Annotated in this window: 26 protein-coding genes; 24 read left to right on the plus strand and 2 right to left on the minus strand. The window is 48.6% G+C overall.

The features are described 5' to 3' along the window. Nucleotides 1-18: 18 nt before the first annotated feature. The 23 genes from ACI3EZ_RS00360 (at nt 19) to greA (ending at nt 23,773) form a co-directional block, all read left to right on the plus strand. Entirely contained in the window at nt 19-1,434 is a 1,416-nt protein-coding gene (locus tag ACI3EZ_RS00360; RefSeq protein ID WP_405025154.1) for a PTS ascorbate transporter subunit IIC, read from the plus strand. Between the two features lie 35 nt (nt 1,435-1,469). Beyond that, nucleotides 1,470-1,751 carry a PTS sugar transporter subunit IIB gene (locus tag ACI3EZ_RS00365; protein WP_405025155.1) on the plus strand — a complete coding sequence of 94 codons (282 nt, stop codon included), beginning with the start codon at nt 1,470-1,472 and terminating at the stop codon, nt 1,749-1,751. A 12-nt stretch (nt 1,752-1,763) separates the two neighbouring features. After that, nucleotides 1,764-2,252: a PTS sugar transporter subunit IIA gene (locus ACI3EZ_RS00370; RefSeq protein WP_405025156.1), complete on the plus strand. Its 489-nt coding sequence runs from the start codon at nt 1,764-1,766 to the stop codon at nt 2,250-2,252. Nucleotides 2,253-2,274: 22 nt separating this feature from the next. Continuing rightward, nucleotides 2,275-2,919: a 3-keto-L-gulonate-6-phosphate decarboxylase UlaD gene (locus ACI3EZ_RS00375; RefSeq protein WP_405025157.1), complete on the plus strand. Its 645-nt coding sequence runs from the start codon at nt 2,275-2,277 to the stop codon at nt 2,917-2,919. Then, nucleotides 2,919-3,788, plus strand: a complete 870-nt coding sequence (locus ACI3EZ_RS00380) for an L-ribulose-5-phosphate 3-epimerase (RefSeq protein ID WP_405025158.1) — start codon at nt 2,919-2,921, stop codon at nt 3,786-3,788. Before ACI3EZ_RS00375 ends, ACI3EZ_RS00380 begins: the two co-directional genes overlap by 1 nt. Beyond that, nucleotides 3,773-4,510 (plus strand): L-ribulose-5-phosphate 4-epimerase, encoded by a 738-nt coding sequence (locus tag ACI3EZ_RS00385; RefSeq protein WP_405025159.1) that lies wholly within the window; start codon nt 3,773-3,775, stop codon nt 4,508-4,510. Before ACI3EZ_RS00380 ends, ACI3EZ_RS00385 begins: the two co-directional genes overlap by 16 nt. 4 nt (nt 4,511-4,514) lie before the next feature. Then, nucleotides 4,515-5,705: an acetate/propionate family kinase gene (locus ACI3EZ_RS00390; RefSeq protein WP_405025160.1), complete on the plus strand. Its 1,191-nt coding sequence runs from the start codon at nt 4,515-4,517 to the stop codon at nt 5,703-5,705. Nucleotides 5,706-5,732: 27 nt separating this feature from the next. Then, a complete protein-coding gene (locus ACI3EZ_RS00395) occupies nt 5,733-8,114 on the plus strand; it encodes a phosphoketolase (RefSeq protein WP_405025161.1) in 2,382 nt (793 codons plus the stop codon). A gap of 146 nt (nt 8,115-8,260) precedes the next feature. Further along, complete coding sequence (lspA, locus tag ACI3EZ_RS00400) at nt 8,261-8,704, plus strand: signal peptidase II (protein WP_405023633.1); 444 nt, start codon at nt 8,261-8,263, stop codon at nt 8,702-8,704. Continuing rightward, on the plus strand, nt 8,694-9,614 hold the full coding sequence (locus ACI3EZ_RS00405; RefSeq protein WP_405025162.1) for an RluA family pseudouridine synthase: 921 nt from the start codon (nt 8,694-8,696) through the stop codon (nt 9,612-9,614). The genes lspA and ACI3EZ_RS00405 overlap by 11 nt, the downstream gene beginning before the upstream one ends. A 141-nt stretch (nt 9,615-9,755) precedes the next feature. Next, nucleotides 9,756-10,283 (plus strand): bifunctional pyr operon transcriptional regulator/uracil phosphoribosyltransferase PyrR, encoded by a 528-nt coding sequence (gene pyrR, locus ACI3EZ_RS00410; RefSeq protein WP_405023635.1) that lies wholly within the window; start codon nt 9,756-9,758, stop codon nt 10,281-10,283. A 147-nt stretch (nt 10,284-10,430) separates the two neighbouring features. Then, nucleotides 10,431-11,381, plus strand: a complete 951-nt coding sequence (locus ACI3EZ_RS00415; RefSeq protein WP_405025163.1) for an aspartate carbamoyltransferase catalytic subunit — start codon at nt 10,431-10,433, stop codon at nt 11,379-11,381. After that, on the plus strand, nt 11,381-12,670 hold the full coding sequence (locus ACI3EZ_RS00420; protein ID WP_405025164.1) for a dihydroorotase: 1,290 nt from the start codon (nt 11,381-11,383) through the stop codon (nt 12,668-12,670). The genes ACI3EZ_RS00415 and ACI3EZ_RS00420 overlap by 1 nt, the downstream gene beginning before the upstream one ends. A gap of 3 nt (nt 12,671-12,673) precedes the next feature. After that, nucleotides 12,674-13,759: a carbamoyl phosphate synthase small subunit gene (locus ACI3EZ_RS00425; RefSeq protein ID WP_405023638.1), complete on the plus strand. Its 1,086-nt coding sequence runs from the start codon at nt 12,674-12,676 to the stop codon at nt 13,757-13,759. Then, nucleotides 13,752-16,937 (plus strand): carbamoyl-phosphate synthase large subunit, encoded by a 3,186-nt coding sequence (gene carB / locus ACI3EZ_RS00430; RefSeq protein WP_405025165.1) that lies wholly within the window; start codon nt 13,752-13,754, stop codon nt 16,935-16,937. The genes ACI3EZ_RS00425 and carB overlap by 8 nt, the downstream gene beginning before the upstream one ends. Nucleotides 16,938-16,960: 23 nt before the next feature. Then, nucleotides 16,961-17,902, plus strand: a complete 942-nt coding sequence (locus tag ACI3EZ_RS00435; RefSeq protein WP_405024040.1) for a dihydroorotate dehydrogenase — start codon at nt 16,961-16,963, stop codon at nt 17,900-17,902. After that, a complete protein-coding gene (gene pyrF / locus ACI3EZ_RS00440; protein ID WP_405023640.1) occupies nt 17,892-18,602 on the plus strand; it encodes an orotidine-5'-phosphate decarboxylase in 711 nt (236 codons plus the stop codon). Before ACI3EZ_RS00435 ends, pyrF begins: the two co-directional genes overlap by 11 nt. Nucleotides 18,603-18,605: 3 nt before the next feature. Next, nucleotides 18,606-19,238, plus strand: a complete 633-nt coding sequence (pyrE, locus tag ACI3EZ_RS00445) for an orotate phosphoribosyltransferase (protein WP_405025166.1) — start codon at nt 18,606-18,608, stop codon at nt 19,236-19,238. Between the two features lie 127 nt (nt 19,239-19,365). Further along, nucleotides 19,366-20,325 (plus strand): LysR family transcriptional regulator, encoded by a 960-nt coding sequence (locus ACI3EZ_RS00450; protein ID WP_405023642.1) that lies wholly within the window; start codon nt 19,366-19,368, stop codon nt 20,323-20,325. A gap of 34 nt (nt 20,326-20,359) precedes the next feature. Next, nucleotides 20,360-21,280 (plus strand): manganese-dependent inorganic pyrophosphatase, encoded by a 921-nt coding sequence (locus ACI3EZ_RS00455; protein WP_405025167.1) that lies wholly within the window; start codon nt 20,360-20,362, stop codon nt 21,278-21,280. A gap of 167 nt (nt 21,281-21,447) precedes the next feature. After that, complete coding sequence (gene mltG / locus ACI3EZ_RS00460; protein ID WP_405025168.1) at nt 21,448-22,581, plus strand: endolytic transglycosylase MltG; 1,134 nt, start codon at nt 21,448-21,450, stop codon at nt 22,579-22,581. Between the two features lie 15 nt (nt 22,582-22,596). Then, the gene (gene udk / locus ACI3EZ_RS00465; RefSeq protein ID WP_405023645.1) at nt 22,597-23,250 is read left to right on the plus strand and encodes a uridine kinase; all 654 of its coding nucleotides are present in this window, start codon (nt 22,597-22,599) and stop codon (nt 23,248-23,250) included. Nucleotides 23,251-23,296: 46 nt separating this feature from the next. Beyond that, nucleotides 23,297-23,773 (plus strand): transcription elongation factor GreA, encoded by a 477-nt coding sequence (gene greA / locus ACI3EZ_RS00470; protein WP_405023646.1) that lies wholly within the window; start codon nt 23,297-23,299, stop codon nt 23,771-23,773. Nucleotides 23,774-23,984: 211 nt separating this feature from the next. Here the strand turns inward: greA and ACI3EZ_RS00475 are convergent, their stop codons facing one another. Next, on the minus strand, nt 23,985-25,421 hold the full coding sequence (locus ACI3EZ_RS00475) for a C69 family dipeptidase (protein ID WP_405025169.1): 1,437 nt from the start codon (nt 25,419-25,421) through the stop codon (nt 23,985-23,987). A 124-nt stretch (nt 25,422-25,545) separates the two neighbouring features. Here ACI3EZ_RS00475 and ACI3EZ_RS00480 point away from each other — a divergent pair, with 124 nt between their 5' ends. Further along, nucleotides 25,546-25,737, plus strand: coding sequence for a 2-hydroxymuconate tautomerase (locus ACI3EZ_RS00480; RefSeq protein ID WP_405023648.1), 192 nt, complete (start codon nt 25,546-25,548; stop codon nt 25,735-25,737). A gap of 240 nt (nt 25,738-25,977) precedes the next feature. Here the strand turns inward: ACI3EZ_RS00480 and ACI3EZ_RS00485 are convergent, their stop codons facing one another. Further along, on the minus strand, nt 25,978-26,793 hold the full coding sequence (locus ACI3EZ_RS00485) for a Cof-type HAD-IIB family hydrolase (RefSeq protein ID WP_405023649.1): 816 nt from the start codon (nt 26,791-26,793) through the stop codon (nt 25,978-25,980). Nucleotides 26,794-26,812: the final 19 nt, after the last annotated feature.

The following is a 26,812-nucleotide window of genomic DNA, read 5'->3' on the forward strand; positions in this document are numbered from 1 at the left end:
GAATAGGGGGAGTTAGTTATGGCGGTTGTTAATTGGTTTGTGAACAACATCTTAGGGCTGCCGGAATTCTTTATCGGGCTGCTCGTGTTGATTGGTTATGTTCTATTAAAAAAGCGGTGGTATGAAAGTATCACGGGAATGTTAAAGGCAATTGTCGGTTACATGTTGTTAAACATTGGAGCTGGAGGATTGGTTTCAACGTTCCGGCCGATTCTGGCAGGGTTGAAAGACCGCTTCCACCTTCATGCGGCCGTGATTGACCCGTACTTCGCTCTAAGCGGGGTTGACCATGCCCTGAAAAGTATTGGGGTATCCGTTTCTTGGACGATGACAGCTATGTTAATCGGGTTTATCGTTAACATTTTGCTGGTTATGTTCCGGAAATGGACGAAGGTGCGGTCACTCTTTATTACTGGCCATATTATGGTGCAGACCTCAACGGTGATTACGTGGTTGGTTTTCTTTGCAATGCCACAGTACCGGAATATCTGGGGTGCATTGATGGTTGGAATTCTTTCGGGATTGTACTGGGGAGTTGGTTCCAACTTAACCGTTGGGGTAACTCAAGACCTGACGAACCAGGCTGGCTTTGCCGTTGGCCACCAGCAGATGTTTGCAATCTGGGCTTCTAGTAAGATTGCTCCAAAATTGGGGAATAAGGAAAAGAATCTGGGTAACTTAAAGTTACCTGGTTGGTTATCAATGTTTGAAGACAGCATTGTTTCTACGTCTGTTCTGATGATTATCTTCTTTGGGATTATCATGACTGTTCTGGGCAAGCATATGATGATGAAACTTGATCCGGCAGGTTTTGCAGGGGGAATTTCATTCCCGGTTTACGTGATTCATGAATCGCTGTTTTTTACGGTTTACCTGCAAGTATTAATGTCGGGGGTTCGAATGTTCGTTGCTGAATTAACTAACAGTTTCCAGGGAATTTCCAACAAGATTTTGCCAGGAGCAATGCCCGCAGTCGATGTGGCAACGACCTACCCGTTTGCACCAAACAATGCTGTTTTATTCGGTTTCATTCTTGGGGCCATCGGACAGTTTGTTGCAATTCTTGGGTTACTTGTATTCCATTCACCAATTCTGGTTATTACCGGATTTGTTCCGGTCTTCTTCGACAATGCCGCAGTTGCGATCTTTGCGGACCATTTTGGCGGCCGGCGAGCAGCGGCTATTTTAAGCTTCAGTGCTGGGTTAATTGAGGTTTTAGTCGGTGCTTTTGCCCTGATGTTCTTTAAGTTGTTTGCTTTTGGTGGTTGGGAAGGAAGCCTCGACTTTGAGCTCTTCTGGCCATGGGCCGGGGCTGCACTTAAGGTCTTAAAGGTTGTGGGCTTTGCCCTCGTTGTGATCTTCCTGTTGGCTATTCCACAACTGCAATACCACTTTGCTAAGGATAAGGAAGCATACGATCAAGGAAAGATTTAAGAGTAATGATTTTTACATGAAATGGAGTGATTGTAATGATTAAGGTATTAGCAGCATGCGGAAGCGGAATGGGTTCAAGTATGATGATTCGCTTGAAAATTCAGAAAATTCTGAAAGACATGGGGATTGATGCGCAGGTTGAATCAACTAGTGTATCAGAAGCTAAGTCAATTGGTAAACAGTATGATATCGTAGTCGTTTCTGAACAACTCACCAATCAATTTAGTGAGATGCCCAATACTCACCTTGTTGGGTTGAAAAATCTGATGGACGACGCTGAAATCAAGGATAAGATTACACCGTTAATTACTAAGTAGGGGGGATAGTTGATGGCCGATTCATTATCATTTAAGGATTCGTTAGTCACCGAAGATTCCATTCGTCTTAATACGTGTGCGGTTAGTTGGGAGGATGCTATTGAAGTAGCGTGCGCTCCCCTTGTAGAAAGCGGGGCAATTACTCCGGATTACGCTGAGGATATCATTGTCGCTACCCGGGAATTGGGACCGTACTACATTTTAACTGACCGGATGGCGATGCCGCATGCACAGGGACAGAATAACAGTCATGTAATGCGCAATGCCTTTAGTTTTATCACGCTTCGAGAACCCGTAATGTTTCCGGGCGACAAGCCGGTCCAGGTGCTTGTTGTTCTAGCGGCAACTGACCCAGATATTCATGTTAGTATTGCAATCCCGCAAATTGTTGCTGTGTTTGAACAGGAAGGCATTGTTGATCGGATCCTGCAGTTAACAAATCAAAAGGACTTGTTAGATATCATTGAACACTCAAATTACCAAAAGTACGTCAATAATTAATTCAAATTAGGGGGAGTTTAGAATGAAAAGGCCCAAATTACAGGTAGCGCTTGATCAAAATACGTTACCAGAAGCATTGGGAATTGCGACGAAGGCAGCACCGGCGTTGGACGTCGTTGAAGCTGGAACGATTCTCCAGCTGCAAACTGGAGCTGAAGCAATTCGTTGTTTTCGCCAAGCGTTTCCAGACAAAATTATTGTTTCCGATACGAAATGTGCGGATGCTGGAGGAACGGTTGCGCATAATAGTAAGGTTGCTGGTGCAGACTGGATGACGGTCATTTGTTGTGCCACAATTCCCACAATGCAGGCAGCTAAAAAGGAAATTAATGACCTGCAGGTTGAACTGTACCAGGGTTGGACGTGGGATGACGCACAAAAGTGGCGTGAAATTGGAATTGATCAGGTTGTCTACCATCAAAGTCGTGACGCGCTTCTAGCCGGAGAAACATGGGGTGAAAAGGACCTGAATGTTGTTAAGAGGTTCATTGACATGGGCTTTAAGGTTTCTGTTACCGGTGGGTTAAACGCCGATACAATCAAACTCTTTAAGGGTGTTCCGGTATGGACGTTTATCGCGGGCCGGGCAATTACCGGCGCTGATGATCCGTTAGCTGCTGCTCGGGAAATCCGGCACGAAATTGACAAGTACTGGGGCGAAGAATAATGTTAGGAATTTACGAAAAGGCGCTGCCAGTCGATGTTTCTTGGCAGGAACGCCTAACAATCGCGAAGGACTTAGGGTTTGACTTCGTCGAAATGTCAATTGATGAAAGTGATGCCCGGTTAGCCCGCCTCGATTGGCAACAAGTGGACCTTGAACAGGTGCAGCAGGCGATCGTGAATACAGGGATTCCCGTATTGTCTCTTTGCTTAAGTGGTCATCGGCGGTATCCGTTGGGTTCACTTGATGCGCGGGTCCGGCAAAAAGCCTTGCAGATGATGGAACAGGCAATCAGAATTGCTAGTTATCTGGGAATTCGGGATATTCAGCTTGCTGGTTATGATGTGTATTATGAGCAAAAATCACCATTAACGCGCGAGTACTTTATCGAGGATTTACGGAAATGTGTGGCAATGGCCGCTAAGCACTGCGTGATGTTATCAATCGAAACAATGGATGACCCGTTTATCAATTCATTACAAAAAATCCAGTTGATTAAGCGGCAAATTCATTCTCCGTGGTTACAGGCTTATCCGGACATCGGTAATATCAGTGCTTGGCCAGAAAACGATCTCGGAACAGAGCTTGAGTTGGGAATCGATAATATCGCTCAGATTCACCTTAAGGATACGAAAAACGTAACGGCTACGTCTAAGGGACAGTTTAAGAATGTTTCTTTTGGCAAAGGTGACGTGGATTTTGTGGGTGCCTTACGGACGTTACGGCGGCTCGGATATCACGGACCGTACATGATTGAGATGTGGAGTGGCGAAAATAGCACTGATCCGGTCAGTGAAGTGCGGGCAGCTAAGAAATTTATCACCAAACAATTTGAACTCGCGGAGGTGCAGGACGAATGCTTGAAGAGTTAAAACAGAAGGTTTACGAAGCAAACATGCAGCTCCCCGCCCTTAACCTCGTAACCTTCACGTGGGGAAATGTTAGTGGGGTTGATCGGGAACATAAATTATTCGTCATTAAGCCAAGCGGGGTTGATTACGATACCCTGACACCTAACCAAATGGTGGTGTGCGACTTTGACGGGAACGTGGTTGAAGGTGAGCTTAATCCATCGTCAGACACGCCAACGCACGCGTACCTTTACCGGCACTTTAAAACCGTTGGTGGAATCGTGCATACCCATTCGCCGTGGGCGGTATCATACGCTGCGGCGGGGATGGATATTCCGGCGTTTAATACAACCGCTGCGGATACGTTTTACGGCGATATTCCGTGTGCCCGGGCGCTTTCAGCTAAGGAGATTGATGAAGGGTATGAGTATAACACCGGAAAAGTAATCGTCGAGGAATTCACTAAGCGGCAAATTGATCCTGAAGCCGTCCCGGCGGTTTTGGTTAGCCAGCACGGGCCGTTTAGTTGGGGAGCAACGCCAGACAAGGCTGTGTACAACGCGAAGGTTCTAGAAGTAGTGGCGGAGATGGATTATCATACGGCCCAACTGACACGCCGTGATAGTCATGTTCCCCAGTATTTACTGGATAAGCACTATTACCGGAAGCACGGTGCCCATGCATATTACGGGCAGAACAATGCGGATTCCAAGCAACATGCTCCCCGGAAAAAAGCGGAGTAGGCCAATGATTCTTGTAATTAATTGTGGGAGTTCCAGCTTTAAGTTCAAGTTATACACGGCTGATTCGTTAACACTCCGTGCAAGCGGGCAGGTGGAACGAATTGGTCAAGCGAAATCACCCGTTAAAATCCGTATCGCTGGGGAGTCTGCTGCGCGGTGGGAACAAGTAATGCCTAACCACGAAGCTGCCATTCGCTTTGTATTACAACAGCTGGTTGCGTTGCATGCGCTGAATAATTTGAATGAAATTAAGGCAGTCGGTCACCGGGTTGTAGCCGGCGGTGAGGAGTTTGATCGCTCTGTGGTTGTAACGGATGAGGTTCGCCGAAAGATTAATGTATTAGCAGAACTTGCACCGTTGCACAATCCCGCTAATCTTCAAGGAATTGAACTGTGTCAGCGACTTCTTCCCCAGGCGATGGCAGTGGCTGCCTTTGATACAGCTTTTCACCAAACATTACCGCCGAAGCATTACATGTATAGTGTCCCGTACGATTGGTATTTTAAGTATCATGTTCGCCGGTATGGAGCCCACGGGATTAGTCACCGGTATATTGTGCAGGAAACAGCCCGGCAGTTACACCGGAAAGAGACTGATTTAACCATGATTTCGTGCCATTTAGGGGCGGGTTCATCGGTCTGCGCTGTTGACCACGGCTGTTCGGTTGATATTTCAATGGGCTTCACCCCGTTAACGGGACTTCAAATGGCAACGCGTTCAGGGGACGTCGATGCATCATTGGTAGCGTTTATGGTTAAAAAACTTGGCATTAAAACAGTAGATGAAATGACGTACCTGTTGAACAAACAATCAGGGTTTAAGGGACTTGCTGGCAGTGCGGATATGCGTGATGTTGAGCAAATGGCTGCTCAAGGAAATCCTCGCGCCCAGCTGGCCTTGGAATTATATAACACAAGTGTAATTCGGTATGTTGGACAGTACATTACCGAGTTAAAGGGGGTTGATGCAATTACATTTACGGCTGGAATTGGTGAAAATTCACCGGAAGTACGGGCAGCTGTTTTGTCTCAGTTGGGTTACCTGGGAGTGCAGTTGGATAAAGCGCGAAACAAAGTTCGGGGGCAGTTGGCAGAAATTACAACTCCTGATTCATCAATTCGGGCGTTTGTTATTCCAACCGATGAAGAGCGCATGATTGCACAAGACGTGCAACGCTTGCTGGCAAAGTTATAATTACTTAATTTAGAGGGGTGTTTAAAAATGACAGTTGACTACGATTCACCAACGTACTTGAAGAGTGTGGATGCCTATTGGCGGGCCGCAACCTACCTATCAGTGGGGCAACTTTTTCTGATGGATAATCCGCTGCTGCGGCGGGAACTCCAGGCCATGGACGTTAAGCCCAAGCCAATTGGTCACTGGGGGACAGTGGCACCACAAAACTTTATTTATGCGCACTTAAACCGGGTCATTAAAAAGTATGACCTGAACATGTTCTACATTGAAGGTTCCGGGCATGGTGGTCAGGTAATGGTATCCAATTCTTACCTAGATGGCAGCTATACTGAAATTTACCCGCACATTACGCAGGATGAAGCCGGGATGGGCAAACTGTTTAAACAGTTCTCCTTCCCGGGTGGGGTGGCATCCCATGCAGCTCCAGAAACACCGGGTTCCATGCATGAAGGCGGCGAATTAGGTTACTCCATTTCCCACGGGACGGGGGCCATCCTCGATAATCCGGAGGTAATCGCTGCCGTTGAAATTGGTGACGGGGAAGCTGAGACCGGACCGTTAGCGGCATCGTGGTTCTCTGACAAGTTTATTAACCCGATTAAGGACGGGGCGGTCTTACCAATTTTACAGATCAACGGGTTTAAGATTTCTAACCCAACCATCCTATCCCGAATGAGTGACGAAGACCTCCAGAAGTACTTCGAAGGAATGGGCTGGGAGCCGCATTTCGTGAACGTCTACGACAAGGATGTCATGACAGCGCACCAGGAAATGGCACAGGCCATGGATGCCTGCATCGAAAAGATTCACGCGATCCAAAAGAACGCCCGGGAAAACAACGACGATCATTTACCAGTTTGGCCGATGATTGTCTTACGGGCACCTAAGGGGTGGAACGGGCCGAAGCAGGACTTAGACGGTAACCCAATTGAGAACTCCTTCCGGGCCCATCAGGTGCCAATCCCGGTTAGTCAGGCACACATGGAGCACAAGGAGCTGTTGGTTAACTGGATGAAGTCATACCAGCCGGAGGAACTCTTTGATGAAAACGGCTATCCAACGGAACTTGTGCGGCAAAACATTCCGGATAAGCAGCACCGGATGGCCACAAACCCGATTACCAACGGCGGGATTGACCCGCAAGTGCTGAACCTGCCGGACTTCCGTGACTTTACGTTGGATATCAAAAAACAGGGCCGGGGCCAGTTTAAGGCTGAGGACATGGTAACGTGGGGTAAATATTTGGCAGAAGTTGAGCGCCGGAACCCAAGCTCATTCCGGACATTTGGTCCGGACGAAACCAAGTCCAACAAACTCTTTAAGATGCTGGACGACGGGAAGCGGCAGTGGATGGAGCCAATCCATGAGCCAAATGATGAAAATATGGCCCCCGCTGGGCGGAACATTGACTCACAACTTTCCGAACACCAGTGTGAGGGATGGATGGAAGGCTACGTTCTTTCCGGCCGGCATGGGATGTTTGCTTCCTATGAAGCCTTCACTCGGGTAATTGATTCCATGTTGACGCAGCACTTCAAGTGGATTCGGAAAGCGGATGAATGCGCATGGCGGAAGGATTACCCATCCCTGAACGTGGTCAATGCTTCCAATTCCTTCCAGCAGGATCACAACGGCTACACGCACCAGGATCCAGGGATGTTGACCCACATGGCGGAAAAGAAAGGAAAGTATGTGCGGGAATACCTTCCGTGTGATACCAATACCCTGTTGGCGGTGGCGGACAAAGCATTCACGGAACGCAACGTGGTTAACCTGATGGTAACGTCTAAGCACCCACGGCTCCAGTGGTTTACCCAGGAAGAAGCTAAGGAACTCGTTGATAACGGGTTGAAGTACGTGGACTGGGCCTCAACTGATCAGGGCGCGGAACCGGACATTGTCATTGCTAGTGCAGGAACGGAACCAACAACGGAAGCCTTAGCGGCCGTTGATATTCTGCACCGGCACTTCCCGGAACTGAAGATCCGGACAATAAACGTGGTTGATTTGTTGAAACTACGGGCACCGTCCGTCGATCCCCGGGGCTTATCGGACGAAGAGTTTGACCACTACTTCACCACGGACAAACCCGTGATCTTTGCCATTCACGCGTTTGAGGACCTCCCACAAAGTATCTTCTTTAACCGGCATAACCATAACCTGATTGCTCATGGCTACCGGGAAGAAGGGGACATTACAACGCCGTTTGACATGCGGGTTGTCAATGAACTTGACCGGTTCCACCTGGCTAAGGACGCAATTCTGCACGTGCCAGGATACAAACAGAAGGCTGCATCCTTTGTTCAAGCGATGGATGATATGGTGGCCAAGCATAACCAATTCATTCGGGACAACGGGAAAGACTTACCAGAAGTTACCGAATGGCGGTGGACAGGTTTAAAGTAACCAAATAATTGCGAAATAACTCCTAAAAGGTAGCCGGCAACGACTACCTTTTGTTTTGCTAACAGTTGGCGCTTCCAGGCAAAAAGAGTACAATGAGAAGGATATTGAACGGCTACCAAGAATAGCTAGACACGGGGTGATCGGTTATGCCAATGTACTTGTTAATTATTTTTGCGGTCGTGCTGCTTGACCAACTCGTTAAGTTTTTTGTGCGGACCCAGATTCCAGTAAACGTTAGTTATACGTTAGTCCCGCACATTTTATCAGTAACGCACGTCCAGAATTACGGGGCAGCGTGGAGTCTCCTTCTTGGTCACCGGATCTTCTTCTTGATTTTTACCGTAATTGCGTTATCAATCATGATTTATTTTTTCCGTGATCTATGGCATAACTGGGGATACGCCCTGGGAATTTCCCTGATGATTGGGGGAACGCTGGGAAACTTTATTGACCGGCTCGTGGTAGGCTACGTGGTTGATATGTTTGAATTCAGGTTTATCCAGTTTCCCATCTTTAACGTTGCCGATGTTGCCCTGACACTTGGCGTGATCATCGTCTTGCTAACTGTGATGCAGGACGATGCCTTGTAAAAACATGTTGACGACGACGATTACAACCCAACAGGGCCGCATTGATAAGGTGTTACCCCAGCTGTTCCCGCAGTACTCCCGGTCACAGTTTCACCGGTTAATTAAATCCGGGGCGGTCACGGTTAACGGCAGTGTTCCCCGTGCCAAGGATCAGGTTCGGCAGGGCGACCTGATTCAGGTGATGGAACCAAAGCCCGTTCACCTTGATTTACAACCGGAAAACATTCCGCTGGATATTGTGTATGAGGATGACGACGTATTAGTGGTGAATAAACCACAGGGGATGGTGGTTCATCCGGCACCGGGGCATCCCAACCATACGCTGGTCAATGCGCTACTATACCATTGTCCGCTCTCGACCATTAACGGGACTTACCGGCCAGGGATTGTCCACCGGATTGATAAGGATACGTCAGGGTTATTGATGGTGGCCAAAACCGACCGGGCACACCGGTCGTTGGCTGCCCAGCTAAAGGCTAAGACCAACATTCGCGAATATACGGCGCTTGTTCACGGCAACATTCGGGAAGATCATGGTACTGTAAATGCCCCGCTTGGCCGTAACCCTAAGAACAGAAAACAGCAGGCAGTAGTTTCTGATGGGCGGATGGCGGTAACACATTTTACGGTGGCGCGGCGGTACGGCGATTACACCTTAATTAAGTGCCAGCTTGAAACTGGGCGGACGCACCAGATTCGGGTTCACATGAAATATATTGGGCATCCGCTTGCTGGTGATCCCCTGTACGGGCCCCGGAAGACACTAACGGGAAACGGTCAGTTTCTTCACGCGGGGAAACTAGGGTTTACCCATCCGGTAACGGGAAAACAACTTATCTTTACGGCCCCGCTTCCGCCAGTGTTTGAACGAACGCTGGCGCGGCTTGACAAACGGGGCCGGATTCAGTAAATTAAAACTAACAATTGTCCTTTTAATTTGGTCCTGTGAGGCTAATAAGGGGGTACGGTTCGGTTATTATTGTGGCCGAAAGAACCACTTAGCCTTACTTATATGGCTAAGTGGTTCTTTTTATGAACAGGAGGAAGTTTTATGACCAAACAAGTCTTAGATGCGATGGCGATGAAGCGGGCACTGACCCGGATGACCTACGAAATTATCGAAAAAAATAAAGGCGTTTCGGGACTAGTTCTTGTTGGGATTAAGACCCGCGGTATTTTCCTTGCTCAGCGGATTGCTGCGCGGTTAAAACAGCTTGAGGGTGCGGTTGTTCCAGTGAAGGAACTTGATGTGTCGCAGTACCGGGATGATCAACCGTCATCAATCAAGCGACAGGCGGCGGCAGAGGCGGATGATCTTAATTTGACCGGCCAAAACGTTGTTCTGGTTGATGACGTGCTGTTTACCGGGCGGACAATCCGGGCAGCGTTAGATGCCCTGATGGATCAGGGTCGTCCGGCGCGCATTTCACTTGCGGTATTAATTGACCGGGGACACCGGGAATTACCGTTACGTGCTGACTTTGTCGGAAAAAACATTCCGACGGCGCAGGACGAAGATGTTAAGGTAGCTGTCACTGAAGTTGATGACCATGATGCCGTTACAATTGAACATAAGTGATTTAATTCAACCATTTAATTGACCCCCGTGAGGGCAAAACGGTTGGGTTTTCTTTGCGAAAACTCTCTTTTGCCCGGACCGGCGGAAAACGGTCCGGGTTTTTATTTTGCAGAGAGGGGAAGCCGAAAAGGCAGAAAGGAGTCAGAGATGACTGACGAGTTTGTTCGTTTACCACACTTTGTATCCGTTAAGGACCTGACAGATGATCAGGTAATGAAAATTATCCACCGCGCCCAGGCATTTAAGCGTGGTACCGCTGATTTTTATCTGCGGCAACCTGTGTACGCGGCCAATATGTTCTTTGAAAATTCCACACGGACACGTTCCAGCTTTGAGATGGCGGAACGGCGGCTCGGAATTCAAACGATTCCGTTTTTCCCGCAGGCCAGTTCAATGAAGAAGGGCGAGACGCTGTATGATACGTTGCTCACCTTGGGGGCTGTGGGATGCAACCTGGCAGTCATCCGTCACTCCGAAAATGAGTATTACAATCAGTTAATTAATCTCCGCCCAGACCAGCACCTGAATATCGGTATTTTGAATGCCGGTGATGGTAGCGGGCAGCATCCATCCCAGTGCATGCTGGATATGTTAACAATCTACGAGCAGTTTGGCCATTTTGACGGGTTGAAGGTGGCGATTATTGGTGACTTAACCAATTCCCGGGTGGCTCGGAGCGACATGCAGATGTTAAAGACGCTTGGCGCAACGCTGTACTTTGCGGGGCCAGAAAATTGGTTTAGTGATGAGTTTAAGGCGTACGGAGAATACCGGGATGTTGATGAGCTTGTAAGCATGGTTGATGTTGTGATGCTGCTTCGCGTGCAGCACGAACGACATGCTGCTGGGGAGGATGATCATTTTAATGCGGCTGCTTACCACAAGCAGTATGGAATTAATCGGGAACGGTACGAACGGATGAAAGATCAGACGATTATCATGCATCCGGGACCAATTAACCGGGATGTGGAGTTTGCAAGTGCGCTGGTTGAAGCACCCAAGTCCCGCTTTGTGAACCAAATGCAAAACGGGGTCTTTGTCCGGATGGCGATGCTTGAAGCGGTCTTACGGGGCCGCCAGTTAGGGGGATTGGAATAATGAATATCTTAATTAAGGACGGAAATGTTTTTCATAATAATCAGGTTACGCAACAGGATATCCTTGTAAGTGACGGGCGGATTCGCGCCATTGGAAGGAATCTGGATGCACTAGGAGAAGAAATTGACCGCACCATTAAGGCGACTGACAAACTGGTTACGCCAGGCCTTGTTGATGTTCATGTACACTACCGGGAACCGGGGCAAACGTATAAAGAAACCATTAAAACGGGAAGCCAAGCGGCAGCTCATGGGGGATTTACGACTGTGTGTGCGATGCCGAACGTTAATCCTGCGCCGGATACGCCGGATAAATTACGGGCCATGGAAAAGTTGAACGCGCAAGATGGGGTTGTGCATATTTACCAGTACGCCACGATTACCCAGAACCGGACAAGTGAGCGTCCGGTTGATTACCAGGCCCTAAAAGAAGCGGGCGCTATTGGATTTAGTAACGATGGTTCGGGGATCCAAACTGCTGGCGCGATGATGACGGCCATGGAAGGAATTGCCGCAACGGGGTTGCCGCTTGCGGCTCACGTCGAGGATGAATCGCTTAAGCTTAACGGGGTGATGAATGCCGGCCAGCGGGCTGCTAAATTGGGCTTACCTGGAATTCCGGGAGTGGCAGAATCTTCCCAGGTTGCCCGTGACCTCCTGTTAGCGCAGGCAACAGGTGTGCACTATCACATTTGCCACGTTTCAACAAAAGAAAGCGTGGCGCTGGTCCGGTGGGCTAAACAACAAGGCATTCACGTTACGTGTGAAGCAGCCCCGCATCACATGTTACTTACAGAAGACGACGTTACGGTGGATGATCCGAATTTTAAGATGAACCCGCCGTTACGGAGCGAAGCTGACCGGCAGGCCGTCATTGACGGGTTGTTGGACGGAACAATTGATATGATTGCCACCGACCACGCGCCGCATAGCAAGGAAGAAAAAACGGGTGATTTGCGCCACGCAGCGTTTGGAATTACCGGAAGTGAAACGGCGTTCAGTACGCTGTATACGCGCTACGTACGGACAGGGGTCTTTACGCTTCCACAGTTGTTGAACTGGCTGAGTCGGCGGCCGGCAGAACTGTTCCACTTGGATCAAGCGGGGACGTTAATGCCCGGACAACCAGCGGACATCGCAATTTTTGACCTGAAGCAACCGCACGTGTTAACCGCAGCGGAATATTACTCTAAGGGAACCAATACGCCGTTTACCGGGCACCGGGTATATGGGACCACCGTTCTAACCATGGTTGCTGGCCAGGTTGTTTACGAGCAAAAGGAGGATTAAGCCGTGGAGCGTTACTTAGTACTTGAAGATGGAACCGTCTTTACCGGCGAAGCCTTTGGGGCAGCCGGTGAATGTACCGGCGAAGTTGTATTTAATACCGGGATGACGGGGTATCAGGAATCCGTAACAGACCAGTCGTATGCCAACCAGATTCTGACGTTTACGAATCCTTTAATTGGAAATTACGGGGTTAATCTGGACGACTATGAGTCAATTGAACCTAGTTGTTGCGGGGTTGTATGCCGGGAGTTAGCCCGGGTTTCCAGTAGTTGGCGGAAGCAGGATACTTTCGACCACTTTCTAAAGCAGATGGATATTCCGGGAATTAAGGGAATTGATACGCGGATGCTGACAAAGATTATTCGTTCGCACGGAACAATGAAGGGACGAATTACAAACGTTGCGCCGGATAAGCACACCCTTGATCAGCTGAAGGCCACGGTGATTAATGCCGGAATTATTGAGCAGGTAACAACCAGCAAGCCATACCCGAATCCGGGAAGCAAACGGAACGTGGTGCTAGTAGACTATGGCCTCAAGCACAGTATGCTCCGGGAACTTGGCAAACGGGGGTGCAACACGATTGTGCTTCCCGCAACGGCGACCGCCGAAGAGATTTTACGGCTTAATCCGGATGGGGTCTTGCTATCAAACGGCCCTGGCGACCCGGTTGATATTCCGGCAGCCGCTGCCATGGTGCAAGAAGTCGAGAAGCACATTCCGTTGATGGGAATTTGCATGGGCCATCAGATTTTTGCGCTGGCTAACGGGGCTAAGACCTTTAAGATGAAATTTGGTCATCGCGGATTCAACCATCCAGTTCGGGAAATTGCCACGGGGCGGATTATGTTTACTTCCCAGAACCATGGGTACGCGGTTGACCCGGATTCGGTTGATCCGAACGAATTAATCATTACACACCAGGAAATCAACGATCACACCGTTGAGGGGCTGCGTCACCGGAAGTATCCGGCCTTTTCCGTCCAGTTCCACCCGGACGCAGCGCCGGGGCCGCATGATGCGGTCGACCTCTTTGACGACTTTATGCAACTCATTGACGAACGAAAGGAAGCGCACCGGAATGCCTAAGCGAACAGATATTCATAAGATTATGGTAATCGGCTCCGGCCCAATTATTATCGGCCAGGCCGCTGAATTTGATTACTCCGGAACCCAGGCCTGCATGGCATTGCGGGAAGAGGGGTACGAGGTGGTTTTAGTTAACTCTAATCCGGCCACGATTATGACGGATACGGAAATTGCCGACAAGGTGTACATCGAACCCCTGACGGTTGACTCGGTTTCCCGGATTATCCGGCAGGAGTACCCGGATGCCCTCTTACCAACAATTGGGGGACAAATTGGGTTAAACCTAGCAGTGGCCCTGCATGATTCGGGAATCTTAGACGAACTCGGCATTGAATTACTCGGAACAAAATTGGATGCAATTGATCAGGCGGAAGACCGGGAACGGTTTAAGCAATTAATGAAAGACCTTGACGAGCCAGTTCCGCCTTCCAAGACGGTTAACACCGTGGAAGAAGCCACGGATTTTGCCGCTGAAATCGGGTACCCTGTTATCGTACGGCCGGCCTTTACAATGGGAGGTACCGGTGGTGGAATGTGTGACACCAAAGAAGAGCTCGAGGAGATTGTTGCCAACGGGTTAGACCTTTCCCCGGCAACCCAGTGTTTAATTGAAAAGAGTATTAAGGGGTACAAGGAAATTGAGTTTGAAGTGATGCGCGATTCTGCCAACAACGCAATGGTGGTTTGTTCGATGGAAAACTTCGATCCGGTTGGGATTCACACCGGGGACTCAATTGTTATGGCGCCAACACAAACGTTAACGGACCGTGAGTACCAGATGCTACGGGACTGTGCTTTAAAACTGATTCGGGCCCTCAAAATTGAGGGGGGCTGTAACGTTCAGTTGGCCATCGATCCCAACAGTTTTAACTACAGCGTGATTGAGGTTAACCCGCGGGTTTCGCGGTCATCTGCCCTGGCTTCTAAGGCGACGGGGTACCCGATTGCCAAAATGGCGGCCAAAATTGCGGTAGGGTTAACCTTAGACGAAATCATTAACCCGGTTACGGGGACGACCTACGCTGAATTTGAGCCGGCCCTTGATTACGTGGTTGCGAAGATTCCGCGGTGGCCGTTTGATAAGTTTACCAAGGCAGACCGGAATCTTGGGACGCAGATGAAAGCGACGGGGGAAGTAATGGCAATCGGCCGGAACGTTGAAGAAGCGCTCCAAAAGGCCGTCCGGTCCCTGGAAATTGATGAAAAGGACTTAATTTCACAAGTGGCGCAGGAAGCTACGGATGATCAACTGGAAGCAAAGCTGGTACACCCACAGGATGATCGGTTATTCTACTTAGCTGAGGCTTTTCGGCGGGGCTACACCCTGGAAGAAGTTCACGAGTTTACTAAGATCAGCCCGTATTTCCTGGACATCGTTAAGCACATTACGGAATTAGAACAGGAGTTAGCGGCTAACCGGCGTGACGTGGATGTTTTGCGGCGGGCGAAGTACTACGGCTTTAGTGATTACACGGTAGCGCGGCTGTGGGGCGTTCAAGAAGATGATGTTCGCAAACTTCGGTTAGACAACCAAATTACACCGGTCTACAAGATGGTGGATACGTGTGCGGCTGAATTTGAATCCCACACGCCGTACTTCTACAGTACCTATGACCAGGAAAACGAAAGTATGCGGTCAAAAAAGGAATCCGTGATGGTTATTGGATCAGGTCCAATTCGGATTGGGCAGGGAGTCGAGTTTGACTACGCTACTGTTCACGCCGTTAAGGCGCTTCAGGATGCTGGGTATGAAGCTATCATTATGAATTCCAACCCAGAAACGGTGTCCACCGATTTTTCTGTTTCGGACAAACTATACTTTGAACCACTAACGTTGGAAGATGTTCTTAATGTGGTCGACTTAGAACAGCCTAAGGGTGTAATTGTTCAATTTGGGGGACAAACTGCCATTAACCTTGCAGCTGGTTTGGAAGCCCATGGCGTTAAGGTACTTGGGACGACAGTAAAGGACCTTGATCGGGCAGAGGACCGGGAGCTATTTGATGAAGTAATCAACGACCTTGGGTTGAAGCAACCAATTGGTAAGACGGCGACGACACAGGAAGCTGTTCTTAAGTGTGCTCAAGAAATTGGGTACCCGGTTTTAGTTCGGCCAAGTTATGTTTTAGGGGGAAAGGCCATGGCAATCGTAAACGATGAAGCCGAACTCCTTGCTTACCTGAAGGATAACGCAACGGCGGCAATTGACCACCCTATTTTGATCGACGCTTACTTGGAAGGCCGTGAGTGTGAGGTGGATGCCATTTGTGACGGGACTGACGTGCTGTTACCAGGAATCATGGAACACATTGAACATGCTGGGGTTCACTCCGGGGATTCAATGGCCGTGTACCCACCGCAAACGTTTAGCCAGGACATCAAGGACCAGATTGTTGCGGCAACTAAAAAACTTGCCGTGGCGCTTAAGTGCATTGGGATTATGAATATTCAGTTCATTGTGCACAATAACGAAGTGTACGTGCTGGAGGTTAATCCGCGGGCTAGTCGGACGGTACCGTTCTTAAGTAAGATTACCGGGATCAAAATGACACAAGTGGCGACAAAAGTTATTCTTGGCTCCACTTTGAAGGAACTAGGGTACGAATCCGGTCTTTTCCCAGAAAGTGATCGTGTAAACGTTAAGGCACCTGTCTTCTCGTTCAGTAAACTAGCCGATGTTGATAGCTATCTTGGACCAGAGATGAAATCTACCGGTGAAGTAATGGGAAGCGATAAAACGTTTGAAAAGGCTCTTTATAAGGCCTTTGTCGGCGCAAAGATGGAGTTACCAGAAGCAGGGCGGGTCCTGTTGACCATTGATGAACGGGATAAGGAAGCAGTCCTTCCACTAGCTAAGCGTTTCAGCAGAATTGGGTACCGAATCTTTGCAACGAAGGGGACGGCTCGTTTCCTTGAGAGTAACGGGCTTCACGTTACCCAGGTTAATAAGATTGGTGAGGATGATCAGCAGCATCACGGAATCTTGAGCATGCTTCAGCGGAACGCTGTTCAGCTGGTAATTAACACGATGGGGGATGACCAGGATGTCGCCTCCGATGGTTTTACGATCCGGCAAACGGCCATTGAACACAACATTCCGTTGTTAACATCGCTGAACACAGCGGACGCTCTCTTAAAAGCGCTTGAGAACCGGTCATTTGCAACGGACGCACTATAAAATGAGGTGAAGTATCGATGGAAATGACTAACCGGTTAGCCGTTAAGTTACCAGGATTAATGTTGAAAAATCCGCTGATGCCTGCTAGCGGGACGTTTGGGTTTGGGGACACCCCCTTAGCTCAGCAGGTAGACTTAAACCAGTTTGGAGCAATGGTCATTAAGACCGCAACGCCCCGGCCCCGGGTGGGCAATCCCGAACCCCGGATTGCGGTGCTGGATGACGGCGTCTTGAATGCTGTTGGCCTTGCGGGTCCCGGGGTGGATGCGGTAGCCAACGAAAAAATTCCAGCAGTGCGGCAAAAATATCCAGACTTGCCAATTATTGCGAGCGTTTCGGGCGGATCGATTGAGGAATACGCCGCAGTAGCTGCTAAGTTAGCAACGGCGCCAGTGAACGCACTGGAAATCAACGTTTCGTGTCCGAACGTTAAGGATGAAGGAATGTTATTTGGAACGGATCCAGCACAGGTCGAAGCCATTACCCGCGCCGTGAAGAAGCGGGTTGGGACGCTTCCTGTTTACGTTAAGCTGACCCCCAATGTTACGGATATTGTGACAATTGCTCTTGCCGCTGAACGCGGGGGCGCTGATGGGTTAAGCTTAATTAATACGCTGTTAGGGATGCATATCGACGTGCACACGGGGACTCCTGTTGTTGCAAACGTCACGGGAGGATACTCCGGTCGCCCGGTGAAACCAATCGCAGTGCGTATGATTTACCAGGTGGCCCACGCAACAACCCTGCCAATCATTGGTATGGGCGGGGTTGCGACAGCTGAGGACGTGCTTGAAATGATGATGGCAGGCGCAAGTGCCGTGGCTGTCGGGAGCGCTCACTTTGCAGATGCCCACGCAATTGAACATATCGTAGCTGCTTTGCCTGCTTTAATGGACGAGCTCCACGTTGAAAGTCTCGCTCAGTTGCACGCTGATGTAAGGAGGAAATTTATTAATGAAGATTAACCGACCGATTATTGCATTAGATTTTCCTGACCAGGAGCAGGCAACTCGTTTTTTGGACCGTTTTCCCCAAGACGAGCACCTTTTCGTTAAAATTGGGATGGAAATGTATTACAGCGAAGGACAAGATTTTGTGCGGGCGCTCCTTGACCGGGGGCATGACGTTTTTCTTGACTTAAAGCTGCATGATATTCCCCACACCGTTCACGCCGCTGCCCGGGTGCTGGGAAAACTTGGGGTGCAACTTACCACCGTCCATGCTGCGGGTGGTCGGGAGATGATGGCCGCTGCGAAGGAAGGATTACTTGACGGGGCTGCCGGGCAACGGATCCCTCAGATTTTAGCGATTACCCAGTTAACGTCAACGAGTGAAGAACAGATGCACCGCGAGCAGCTAATTCAGGTTGGCTTGCAAGAAAGCGTGCTTAACTATGCGCGCGTTGCCCAGCAGGCGGGAATGGACGGGGTAGTATGTTCCGCCCATGAAGCCGCTGCAATTGCCGCGGTTACTGCGGCTGATTTCATGCGGGTTACTCCCGGGATTCGGCTGGCAGGCGGCGCGGTTGGTGACCAAAAACGGGTAATGACCCCTAATCAGGCAGCCGCCAACCAATCAAGTGCTATCGTGGTTGGTCGGGCGATTACTCAGGCGGATGATCCGGTAGCGGCATACCGGCTAGTGAAGAAGTTATGGGAGGAGTAACAAATGAAACAGATTGCAAAGGACCTTTTATCAATCAAGGCGGTTGAATTGTCACCAACCAAACCGTTTACGTGGGCAAGTGGGTTAAAGAGTCCGATTTACTGTGATAACCGGTTAACGATTAGTTATCCGGAAATCCGGACCCGGATTGCACAGGGGATTGCTGCGCAGATTAAGGAGCGTTACTCGGGTGTTGAGGTAATTGCTGGAACTGCAACGGCGGGGATTCCCCACGCAGCGTGGGTTGCTGCGGAATTAAACCTACCGCTTGTCTATGTTCGTTCAAAACCAAAGGATCACGGCCAGGGCCGGCAGGTTGAGGGGGTTCTTCCTACTGGGGCCAAGACGGTGGTCATTGACGATTTATTATCAACGGGTGGCAGTGTACTTAAGGCGGTTACGGCTGCTAAAACCGAGGGTGCTCAGGTCATTGGGGTTGCCGGGATCTTTAGCTACCAACTTCCACAGTTGGACGAAAACTTCCGGAATGCGGGGATCCCGTACACGACGATTACCAACTATACTGAGTTGTTAGATGCCGCGGTAGAGGAAAATTACGTTACTGCAGAAGAACGGGCTGTGCTTTCTGATTGGCGCCAGGATCCGCAGGCGTGGGGTGCCCGGTTTAAGAATTAGCTTCATAGTAAAGTGGTAAAATTACCTTGATTACTAGCGTGAATCCCAATATAATGTTAGTCTACAGCTGGTGAGAAACTACCAGGAGCCAACGTTACTGCGTTGAGTACGAATAGTGAGGACGACAATGAAGAGTAATAAGCAGAATATTTTTTCGGCAAAGGCACTGTCGTATTTTTTGCAATTAGTGGAAACTATGAGTTACACGCGGGCGGCAAAAATTCTTGGGATCACGCAGCCTGCACTTACCCAACAAATTAAGCGGCTGGAAAAGGCAATCGGGGCACCGTTGTTTTATTCGACCGGGAAAACACTCCACTTATCGGATGCCGGGTACACCATGCTGGATGCAACCAGACAGGTAAAGGACATTTTGAACAGGGCGCAGAACGAAATCCAGCAGATTAGTTCGGCGACGTATGGGGTAATTAACGTAGGAATTTTGTCATCAATTGAGGATACCGTAATTACGGACTTTGTGACACGGTATGCTCACGAACACCCAGATATTCGGATTCAATGTTACATGATGTCGCGGAAAGAAATCTGGGCGGGGTTGGACGATAATACCTTAGACATTGCAATCCTTTACCTCCCGGATAACCGGATTAAGGATTGGCAGGCGTACGAGAAATGGCGGATAATTACTGACGAACTGATGTTTTTGAATGCAGATTCTCACGCCACGGCAGCCTCGATTAAGTTGGCAACAGCCACGACGATGGACTGGGTCTCGTATCCGGGAAATTACTACATTCATCAGGTTATTAACCAAGCGTCCGAACAGCGGATGGTAACCGAGCCAAACTACGTTGCGTCCTTCACACGGCCGTCCCAGATTTTTCGGTTTGCAATTAGTAATCGCGTTAGTACGGCGCTTCCTAAGTCATTTTTACTAGCTCACCGGCATGAAAATCCCTTAACAGTTCAACGGTTTATGCCAGCAATCCACTTTGACATGGACTGCATTTGCCGGAAGGATAAGGGGTCAATTCCCCGGATTGCGTTTTTCATGGATAGGTTTAAGGAGTACCTTGATGCGGCGGATTATACCGAACGCTTGACAGCGATTCACCAAGCGCGTTAGTTTTAAGAAAGAATAATTAAGAGGAGACAATGGCATGAAAGAATTAGTTTTTGGACACAAGAACCCAGATACCGACACGATTGCATGTGCTAAGGAGTATGCATATTTACAAAACAAACTTGGTGGGGAGGTTGAAGCCGTTGCGCTCGGCGAACCCAATGATGAGACGAAGTTTGTGTTAGACTACTTTAACGAGCCAGCACCACGGGTAATCACCAAGGCTGCGCCGGAAGTTGATGCTGTAATGCTGGTTGACCACAATGAGGCCCAGCAGAGTGTTGATGACCTGGCGGACGTTACGGTTACGCACGTGGTTGACCATCACCGAATTGCAAACTTTGAAACGCAAGGACCATTGTACTTTCATGCTGAACCGCTTGGTTGCTGCAGTACGATTATTTACAAGGAATACAAGCAGCACGGAATTGATGTGCCGAAAAACATCGCTGGGTTGATGCTTTCCGGGATTATTTCCGATACGCTGCTATTGAAATCGCCAACAACGACTGATGAAGATCGGCAGGCGGTAAAGGAGTTAGCCGCAATTGCGGGGGTTAATTATGAGGAATATGGCCTGGCAATGTTAAAGGCCGGAACAAACCTTGACGATAAGAGTGAGGAACAGTTGATTAGTGCCGATGCTAAGTCGTTTAACATGGGCAATAAAACGGTCCGAATCGATCAGATTAACACGGTTGATTTGAACGACGTTTTTAAGCGGGAAGCTGCCTTCCGGGCTGCGATTGAAAAGCAGAACGCAGCGGAAGGATACGACTTGTTCCTACTGATGGTAACGGATATCCTTAATTCAGATACACGGTTGATGGTAGTGGGTGAACCGCAAGCCGTTGTTGAGAAGGCCTTTGGCAAGAAGGTCGTTGATGGCAAGGTGGATCTTCCAGGCGTTGTTTCCCGGAAGAAGCAAGTAGTTCCACCATTGGAAAAGGCTTTTTAAGTAAGAAATAAACATTCTTTAAGAGGGGAATGGCGATTGGCAAGACGTCAATTGCCACCTCTTTTTTCTTAATTTCTGTTTTTTTGCCTGGTTTGCCGGAATTCACCGTGGTATCCAGGCAAATCTATTGTATAATGGCAAAGATAAAGTTTGTTAGGAGGGGTATTGTGGCTAGTCAAGACCGGAATGCCAAACGAAGAACGCGACGGCACCAGCACCAACGGATAAAAAAGGACGGCCGAAAAGTCGTTTGGGGAACCGTTACTGGAATTGTCGTTCTGGTTCTTTTAGTTGTTGTTTTCGGGGTCCACTATTTGCGGAGTGCTGAGCAACCGCTCAATCCCAATTCGCACCAGCAAATTGAGGTAAAAGTTCCCGTGGGTAGTTCACCCAAGCAAATTGGGGCGTTACTTGAAAAAAAGCGTGTTATTAAGAGTGGATTTGTCTTTAACCGGTACACCCGGAAGCATAATATGGGAAACTTCAAGGCGGGTTACTATGAGTTTACTCCGGCAATGACACTTAATCAGATTGCAAAGAGTCTCGAGCAAGGGGGCAACAGTCATCCACTCGCCGGACGGGTTCTTGTTCGGGAAGGAGCTACGATTGACGAAATTGGGAATGTCATTCAAGCGCGTACCCGTTATTCAAAACGGGATTTCTTAAATCTAATGGAAAACAAAGCCTTCATTAAGGCCCTTGTGAAGAAGTATCCGCAATTGCTTGGTTCAGCGGTTAACGCAAAGCACGTTCGTTATCAACTTGAAGGCTATTTATACCCGGCGACGTATTATGCCAATAAGCATACAACGTTAAAGCAACTGGTTGAACAAATGGTTGCCAAAGAAAACCAGGAGATGAGTCCGTACTACGATGAAATTAAGCGTCGGGGATGGACCGTGCAAGAAACACTAGCCTTAGCGGCTCTAGTTCAAGGTGAGGGTGGTAGCTCGGATGTTCAGGCAAAGATTGCGGGGGTTTTTGAAAACCGGTTGGATAAGAATATGAAAATTCAGTCGGATGTTTCAATTCAGTATGCCTTAAATAAGCACCATAAAAACATTACCTACAAGGATTTACAGGTTAACTCCCCGTACAACTTATATCAGCATGCGGGTGTTGGCCCCGGCCCGGTTAACAATCCAAGCATCGTTGCGGTGCAAGCCGTGCTTCACCCCAAGGACCGTGATCAGGGTTACCTATACTTTGTGGCCAACATGAAAACCGGGAAGGTTTACTTTACGCAAACCTACAGTGCACACCAGCAGAACGTTGATAAAGTAGATAGTGATAATAACTAAGGAGTAAGTAAATCAATGACAGAACAAGAAACACGGCGCCGGCCCGTTATTATTGGGGTCACTGGGGGTTCCGGAAGCGGAAAAACAACCGTTAGTGAAGCAATTTTTCACCAACTTAACGGGCATTCAATCCTGATGATCCAGGAGGATTCATACTACAAGAATCAGGATGATAAGCCCTTCGAGGAACGGGTAAAAACGAATTATGACCACCCGGATGCGTTTGACACTGACCTTTTTATCAAGCAGTTAAAACAGTTACGTGACTGGAAAACAATTGAAAAGCCGGTGTACGACTACGTTAACCATACCCGGAGTAAGGAAACAATCATTCAAGAACCTAAGGAAGTCATCATCGTCGAAGGAATTCTGGTGCTTAACGATCCGCGGTTACGGGATCTAATGGACATTAAGATCTTTGTTGATACTGATGATGATATTCGGATTATTCGCCGAATTCAACGGGACATGGAAGAACGGGGCCGGTCGCTGGATTCAATTATCAATCAGTACATGGCAACGGTAAAGCCGATGTACCACCAATTCATTGAGCCGACCAAACGGTACGCTGACATCATCGTACCGGAAGGAGGCCAAAATCACGTGGCCATTGATCTGCTGGTAACAAAGATTCGCGACGTTATCCGGAAGAACCGTGAACGGGTTTAGCGTGGTATAATCAACAATGCACTAACTGGACAGGAGGAAAACATTCATGGCAGATGAAAAGTCATTTCCAATGACCCTTGAAGGGAAAAAGAAAATTGAAGATGAATTAAACGATTTAATTACAAACCGGCGGCCGGAAATCGTCAAACGAATTAAGATTGCCCGGTCATTCGGGGACCTTTCAGAGAACTCCGAATATGAAGCAGCCAAAGATGAGCAGTCTTTCAATGAAAGCCGAATTAAGGAACTGGAAAATATGCTTCACCACGCTGTAATCATTGATAGTGAAAGCATCGATAAGAATGAAGTGGCTGTGGGAAAGACCGTAACATTTCAAGAATTACCAGACGAAGAACCAGAAACTTACAAGATTGTTGGCGCAGCAGAAGCTGACCCGTTTAACGGTAAGATTTCTAACGAATCGCCGATTGCTAAGGGGCTAATTGGACATAAGTTAAACGAAGAAGTAACGCTGACAACGCCAGGTGGTGAAATGACGGTTAAGATTACGGCAGTAAAATAAAAGTGAGAAATGTGCTAAAACGGCCGTAGTAAAAGCAGCAAGCAAACGCAATATGCAGCACCGGGGGAACAGGTTATGATTTTCGTCGGTCCGGTTATTTTTAGCATCGCATTATACAAAAAAGTAAGGGGATGTGATTTACGCACATCCTCCTTATTTTTTAGATAGTTCACTTTCGTGATAAGCGTTTTTGAGCTTGCTTAAAATTTTTCTATAAGTTTGCGTCCGTCTTGAAATTAAGCGGGGATAAGGCGGTTGCTGCTGTTACAAGTTCGCTGATGAGGGTATTCATTTTATTTAACCCCATTGCCTGCATCTTAATTGATGCTGAGGTCATTAGTTCTGTCCTGAGCGCTGGGGAGACTGTCAGTAGCTGTTCGTCGGTCGTAGCAAGCATCTGCCGGAATGTGGTGGTCAGTTCCTGTTGTACCTTATGCAGTTTATCACCTAAAACCGGGTAATTGGCATCAACAAGCACGCCAGCCAGTTTGTAAGTCCAGTATGCTGAATCAGGGCTGTACTCGTGTTTTCCGACCTTGTATGCGGCGTGAATATCTGTTGTTCCCGCGTAGGTTGGGACAAACACGCTTTGGGCGGTAACGCCCATTGCTAACCAGTGAATTCCCTGCATCTCCTTCGGCATTGTTGGCCGGATTTCTAATAGGTGGGATTCCTGCGTTTTAGCCAGGCTAATTGGCCGGAATCGGTGTTTATTGGAATTGTCCTTTCCCAGTAAGTCATAGGGTGTCTGCTGGTAGTGGTTGGCCAGTAGTGCCATCAAATCTTCCCGTTGAAGCAGGTGATCAGGACGCATGATAAACGAGAGGTTTTCACTGGTTGGGGTTTCTGTTTCCGACTGTTCAGGGGAAAACAACTGGTGCCCCACCCAAACCCGGGGCGTGCTATACGTCTCATCACTGGCAGTGTGGGTACCAAAAATGTTACGGAAATTAAAGGTGGTTGGGTTAGGATTCAGGTGATGTTTGTTGACAAAGTTGGCAATTCCCGGGGCAACCATAAAGTTCGCTGAATCAGTTAAATCCACATCCTGAATTGCTAACTGGTTGGCAACCACCGCATAAGCGTCGTCCGGAATTCGTTGGGCAACCCAGTAATGACCCGTTGCAATTTCCATGTACCAAACTTCATTCTGGTCGGCGAATAAGACACCGTTTGTCTCCGCTGCTCCGTATTCCGTGACGATTTTTCCAAGGCGGGCAACTCCTTCCCGGGCTGAATGAATGTATGGGAGCACAACCGTAACCATGGCCTCTTCGCCAATCCCCGTACTGGTATTGAGCGGGTCATAGGCTAAGACACGTTCGTTGGCATAGGCACTTTCCGTTGCACTCATCGCAACGTTTTCTTCGTTAATACCATCTTCTTCAAAAACCCCGTACTTTAGCGTCCATTCGGGGGTTGCCGTATACTTTAACCGCGTAGTCGGCAGGTCAATGGTAAAACCGTTATCCGGCGACTTAAACTGCTGGGGCGTGGTTGCTTCCTGGTGAGCGTGAATAACCATGTGCTTAGGCCACGCGGTATTGGCATCTTCGTTACGCCCAATAATCGGGGTTCCCATTGCCATGGCGTTTTTACCAACTAAAATACTTGTGCATGATGAAAAATAGTCCTCTTTCCGGGGCATTAAAATCCCTCCCAGGTAGATTAAAGTTATCCCGATTGTATCACATTAGCATTGTGCTGCGCTTGAATTCGTTGAGGAGGACCGGTAGAATGAGAATGATTATTGATGGTAAGGAGGGGCTAACATGCCATTAGTTCATATTGATTTACTGGCTGGCCGGTCAGAAGAACAGCTGCGGAGTCTGGTAAAAGATGTTACCGCTGCGATTTCTAAAAATACGGGGGCACCAGCTGAGCACATCCACATCGTGCTTAACGAAATGCAGCACGACCGGTACTCGGTTGCGGGTGTACTGAAAAGCGACGAAGAAAAGTAGGGATTAGTTTCTAAGAAGCATGTCTGATGGGTCAATCCTTTGTGGATAATAATTCCATGCGTGTTTTTCGATTAAGATTATAAAAGAGACTGTGACGGGAATTGATATAAGCTTCAAACCTTGAATTTACTTTATCCAAGATTTGGGAGCATATCAAAAAAACACAGTCTCTTTTGTTTATACTTTCCGGTAATTTTACGGAACAAGAGTATAATTACTTCCTGGAAAGAGGGTTCCTTTCTAAAAAGTAAGTTGCAGGTAATTCGCCAAGTAGTGCGCCATTCCATCATGGTCGTTATCCTTGGAAGTAATGGCGTCCGCCACCGCTTTAATCTGCGGTGTTGCGTTCTGCATTGCAACCCCGTGACCGGCGAAGCTGAGCATTTCGGCGTCGTTATGCTCGTCCCCAAAGGCGATTACCGCTTCACGTGGAATATGATAGGTTGTCATGAGGTGTTTGATACCAGTCGTTTTACTGACCCCACGACGCGAAAGTTCGAGGATTGGTCGGGGCCCGCCCCAGACGCCAACGTGAATTTGGTCTCCAAACCGGTCTTCAAGTGTAGCGACCGTTGCTGCCTTTGTTTTCTGGTTAGCGGCGACAAGCATGATTGAAAGCGGATCATTTTGGATGTTTTCTGCCCGGAGCAATTGTTCTGGGCGTGTTGCTAGGGGAAAGAACTCGTCAATTTCGTAATTGAGTTGGTCAACCAAACACCGGAACTTACTTTCAATGGAAACAATTTGTAAGTTAAGTTCTTCCTTGGCATCTTCAATGGCCAGCGCAATGTGCGGATCAATTGTTTCGGTGTATTCACCCCGCCAGTGTCGGTGGGGGATGCTGCCGAGGGCGCCGTTGAAGTTAATCATGGGACTAGTAAGGCCAAGTTCGTCGTAAATTGTTGTGCACATGCGGTATGGGCGGCCGCTAACGATTGCCACAACGTGCCCGGCAGCACTGGCCGCTTGCAACACCTGTTTAGTATAGGGGGTAACTATTCCCGTACTTGTTAAGGTGGTGCCGTCCAAATCAAGGGCAATCAGGTGGTTTTGCATCCGTCATTCCTCCGTTTAC

It is taken from the genome of Ligilactobacillus sp. LYQ60 (genome assembly GCF_045033015.1).
In the GTDB taxonomy this organism is placed as follows: domain Bacteria; phylum Bacillota; class Bacilli; order Lactobacillales; family Lactobacillaceae; genus Ligilactobacillus.

Excerpts from the sequence above, each read along its gene's own strand:
- ACI3EZ_RS00375 (WP_405025157.1), top strand. The coding sequence starts at position 2,275 with ATGAAAAGGCCCAAATTACAGGTAGCGCTTGATCAAAATACGTTACCA.
- ACI3EZ_RS00385 (WP_405025159.1), top strand. The coding sequence starts at position 3,773 with ATGCTTGAAGAGTTAAAACAGAAGGTTTACGAAGCAAACATGCAGCTC.
- ACI3EZ_RS00415 (WP_405025163.1), top strand. The coding sequence starts at position 10,431 with ATGACTGACGAGTTTGTTCGTTTACCACACTTTGTATCCGTTAAGGAC.
- ACI3EZ_RS00485 (WP_405023649.1), bottom strand. The coding sequence starts at position 26,793 with ATGCAAAACCACCTGATTGCCCTTGATTTGGACGGCACCACCTTAACA.
- udk (WP_405023645.1), top strand. The coding sequence starts at position 22,597 with ATGACAGAACAAGAAACACGGCGCCGGCCCGTTATTATTGGGGTCACT.
- ACI3EZ_RS00455 (WP_405025167.1), top strand. The coding sequence starts at position 20,360 with ATGAAAGAATTAGTTTTTGGACACAAGAACCCAGATACCGACACGATT.
- pyrR (WP_405023635.1), top strand. The coding sequence starts at position 9,756 with ATGACCAAACAAGTCTTAGATGCGATGGCGATGAAGCGGGCACTGACC.
- pyrF (WP_405023640.1), top strand. The coding sequence starts at position 17,892 with ATGAAGATTAACCGACCGATTATTGCATTAGATTTTCCTGACCAGGAG.
- ACI3EZ_RS00370 (WP_405025156.1), top strand. The coding sequence starts at position 1,764 with ATGGCCGATTCATTATCATTTAAGGATTCGTTAGTCACCGAAGATTCC.
- ACI3EZ_RS00450 (WP_405023642.1), top strand. The coding sequence starts at position 19,366 with ATGAAGAGTAATAAGCAGAATATTTTTTCGGCAAAGGCACTGTCGTAT.
- ACI3EZ_RS00390 (WP_405025160.1), top strand. The coding sequence starts at position 4,515 with ATGATTCTTGTAATTAATTGTGGGAGTTCCAGCTTTAAGTTCAAGTTA.
- lspA (WP_405023633.1), top strand. The coding sequence starts at position 8,261 with ATGCCAATGTACTTGTTAATTATTTTTGCGGTCGTGCTGCTTGACCAA.
- ACI3EZ_RS00480 (WP_405023648.1), top strand. The coding sequence starts at position 25,546 with ATGCCATTAGTTCATATTGATTTACTGGCTGGCCGGTCAGAAGAACAG.
- ACI3EZ_RS00475 (WP_405025169.1), bottom strand. The coding sequence starts at position 25,421 with ATGCCCCGGAAAGAGGACTATTTTTCATCATGCACAAGTATTTTAGTT.
- ACI3EZ_RS00395 (WP_405025161.1), top strand. The coding sequence starts at position 5,733 with ATGACAGTTGACTACGATTCACCAACGTACTTGAAGAGTGTGGATGCC.
- greA (WP_405023646.1), top strand. The coding sequence starts at position 23,297 with ATGGCAGATGAAAAGTCATTTCCAATGACCCTTGAAGGGAAAAAGAAA.
- ACI3EZ_RS00405 (WP_405025162.1), top strand. The coding sequence starts at position 8,694 with ATGCCTTGTAAAAACATGTTGACGACGACGATTACAACCCAACAGGGC.
- ACI3EZ_RS00380 (WP_405025158.1), top strand. The coding sequence starts at position 2,919 with ATGTTAGGAATTTACGAAAAGGCGCTGCCAGTCGATGTTTCTTGGCAG.
- ACI3EZ_RS00420 (WP_405025164.1), top strand. The coding sequence starts at position 11,381 with ATGAATATCTTAATTAAGGACGGAAATGTTTTTCATAATAATCAGGTT.
- pyrE (WP_405025166.1), top strand. The coding sequence starts at position 18,606 with ATGAAACAGATTGCAAAGGACCTTTTATCAATCAAGGCGGTTGAATTG.
- ACI3EZ_RS00365 (WP_405025155.1), top strand. The coding sequence starts at position 1,470 with ATGATTAAGGTATTAGCAGCATGCGGAAGCGGAATGGGTTCAAGTATG.
- ACI3EZ_RS00360 (WP_405025154.1), top strand. The coding sequence starts at position 19 with ATGGCGGTTGTTAATTGGTTTGTGAACAACATCTTAGGGCTGCCGGAA.
- ACI3EZ_RS00435 (WP_405024040.1), top strand. The coding sequence starts at position 16,961 with ATGACTAACCGGTTAGCCGTTAAGTTACCAGGATTAATGTTGAAAAAT.
- carB (WP_405025165.1), top strand. The coding sequence starts at position 13,752 with ATGCCTAAGCGAACAGATATTCATAAGATTATGGTAATCGGCTCCGGC.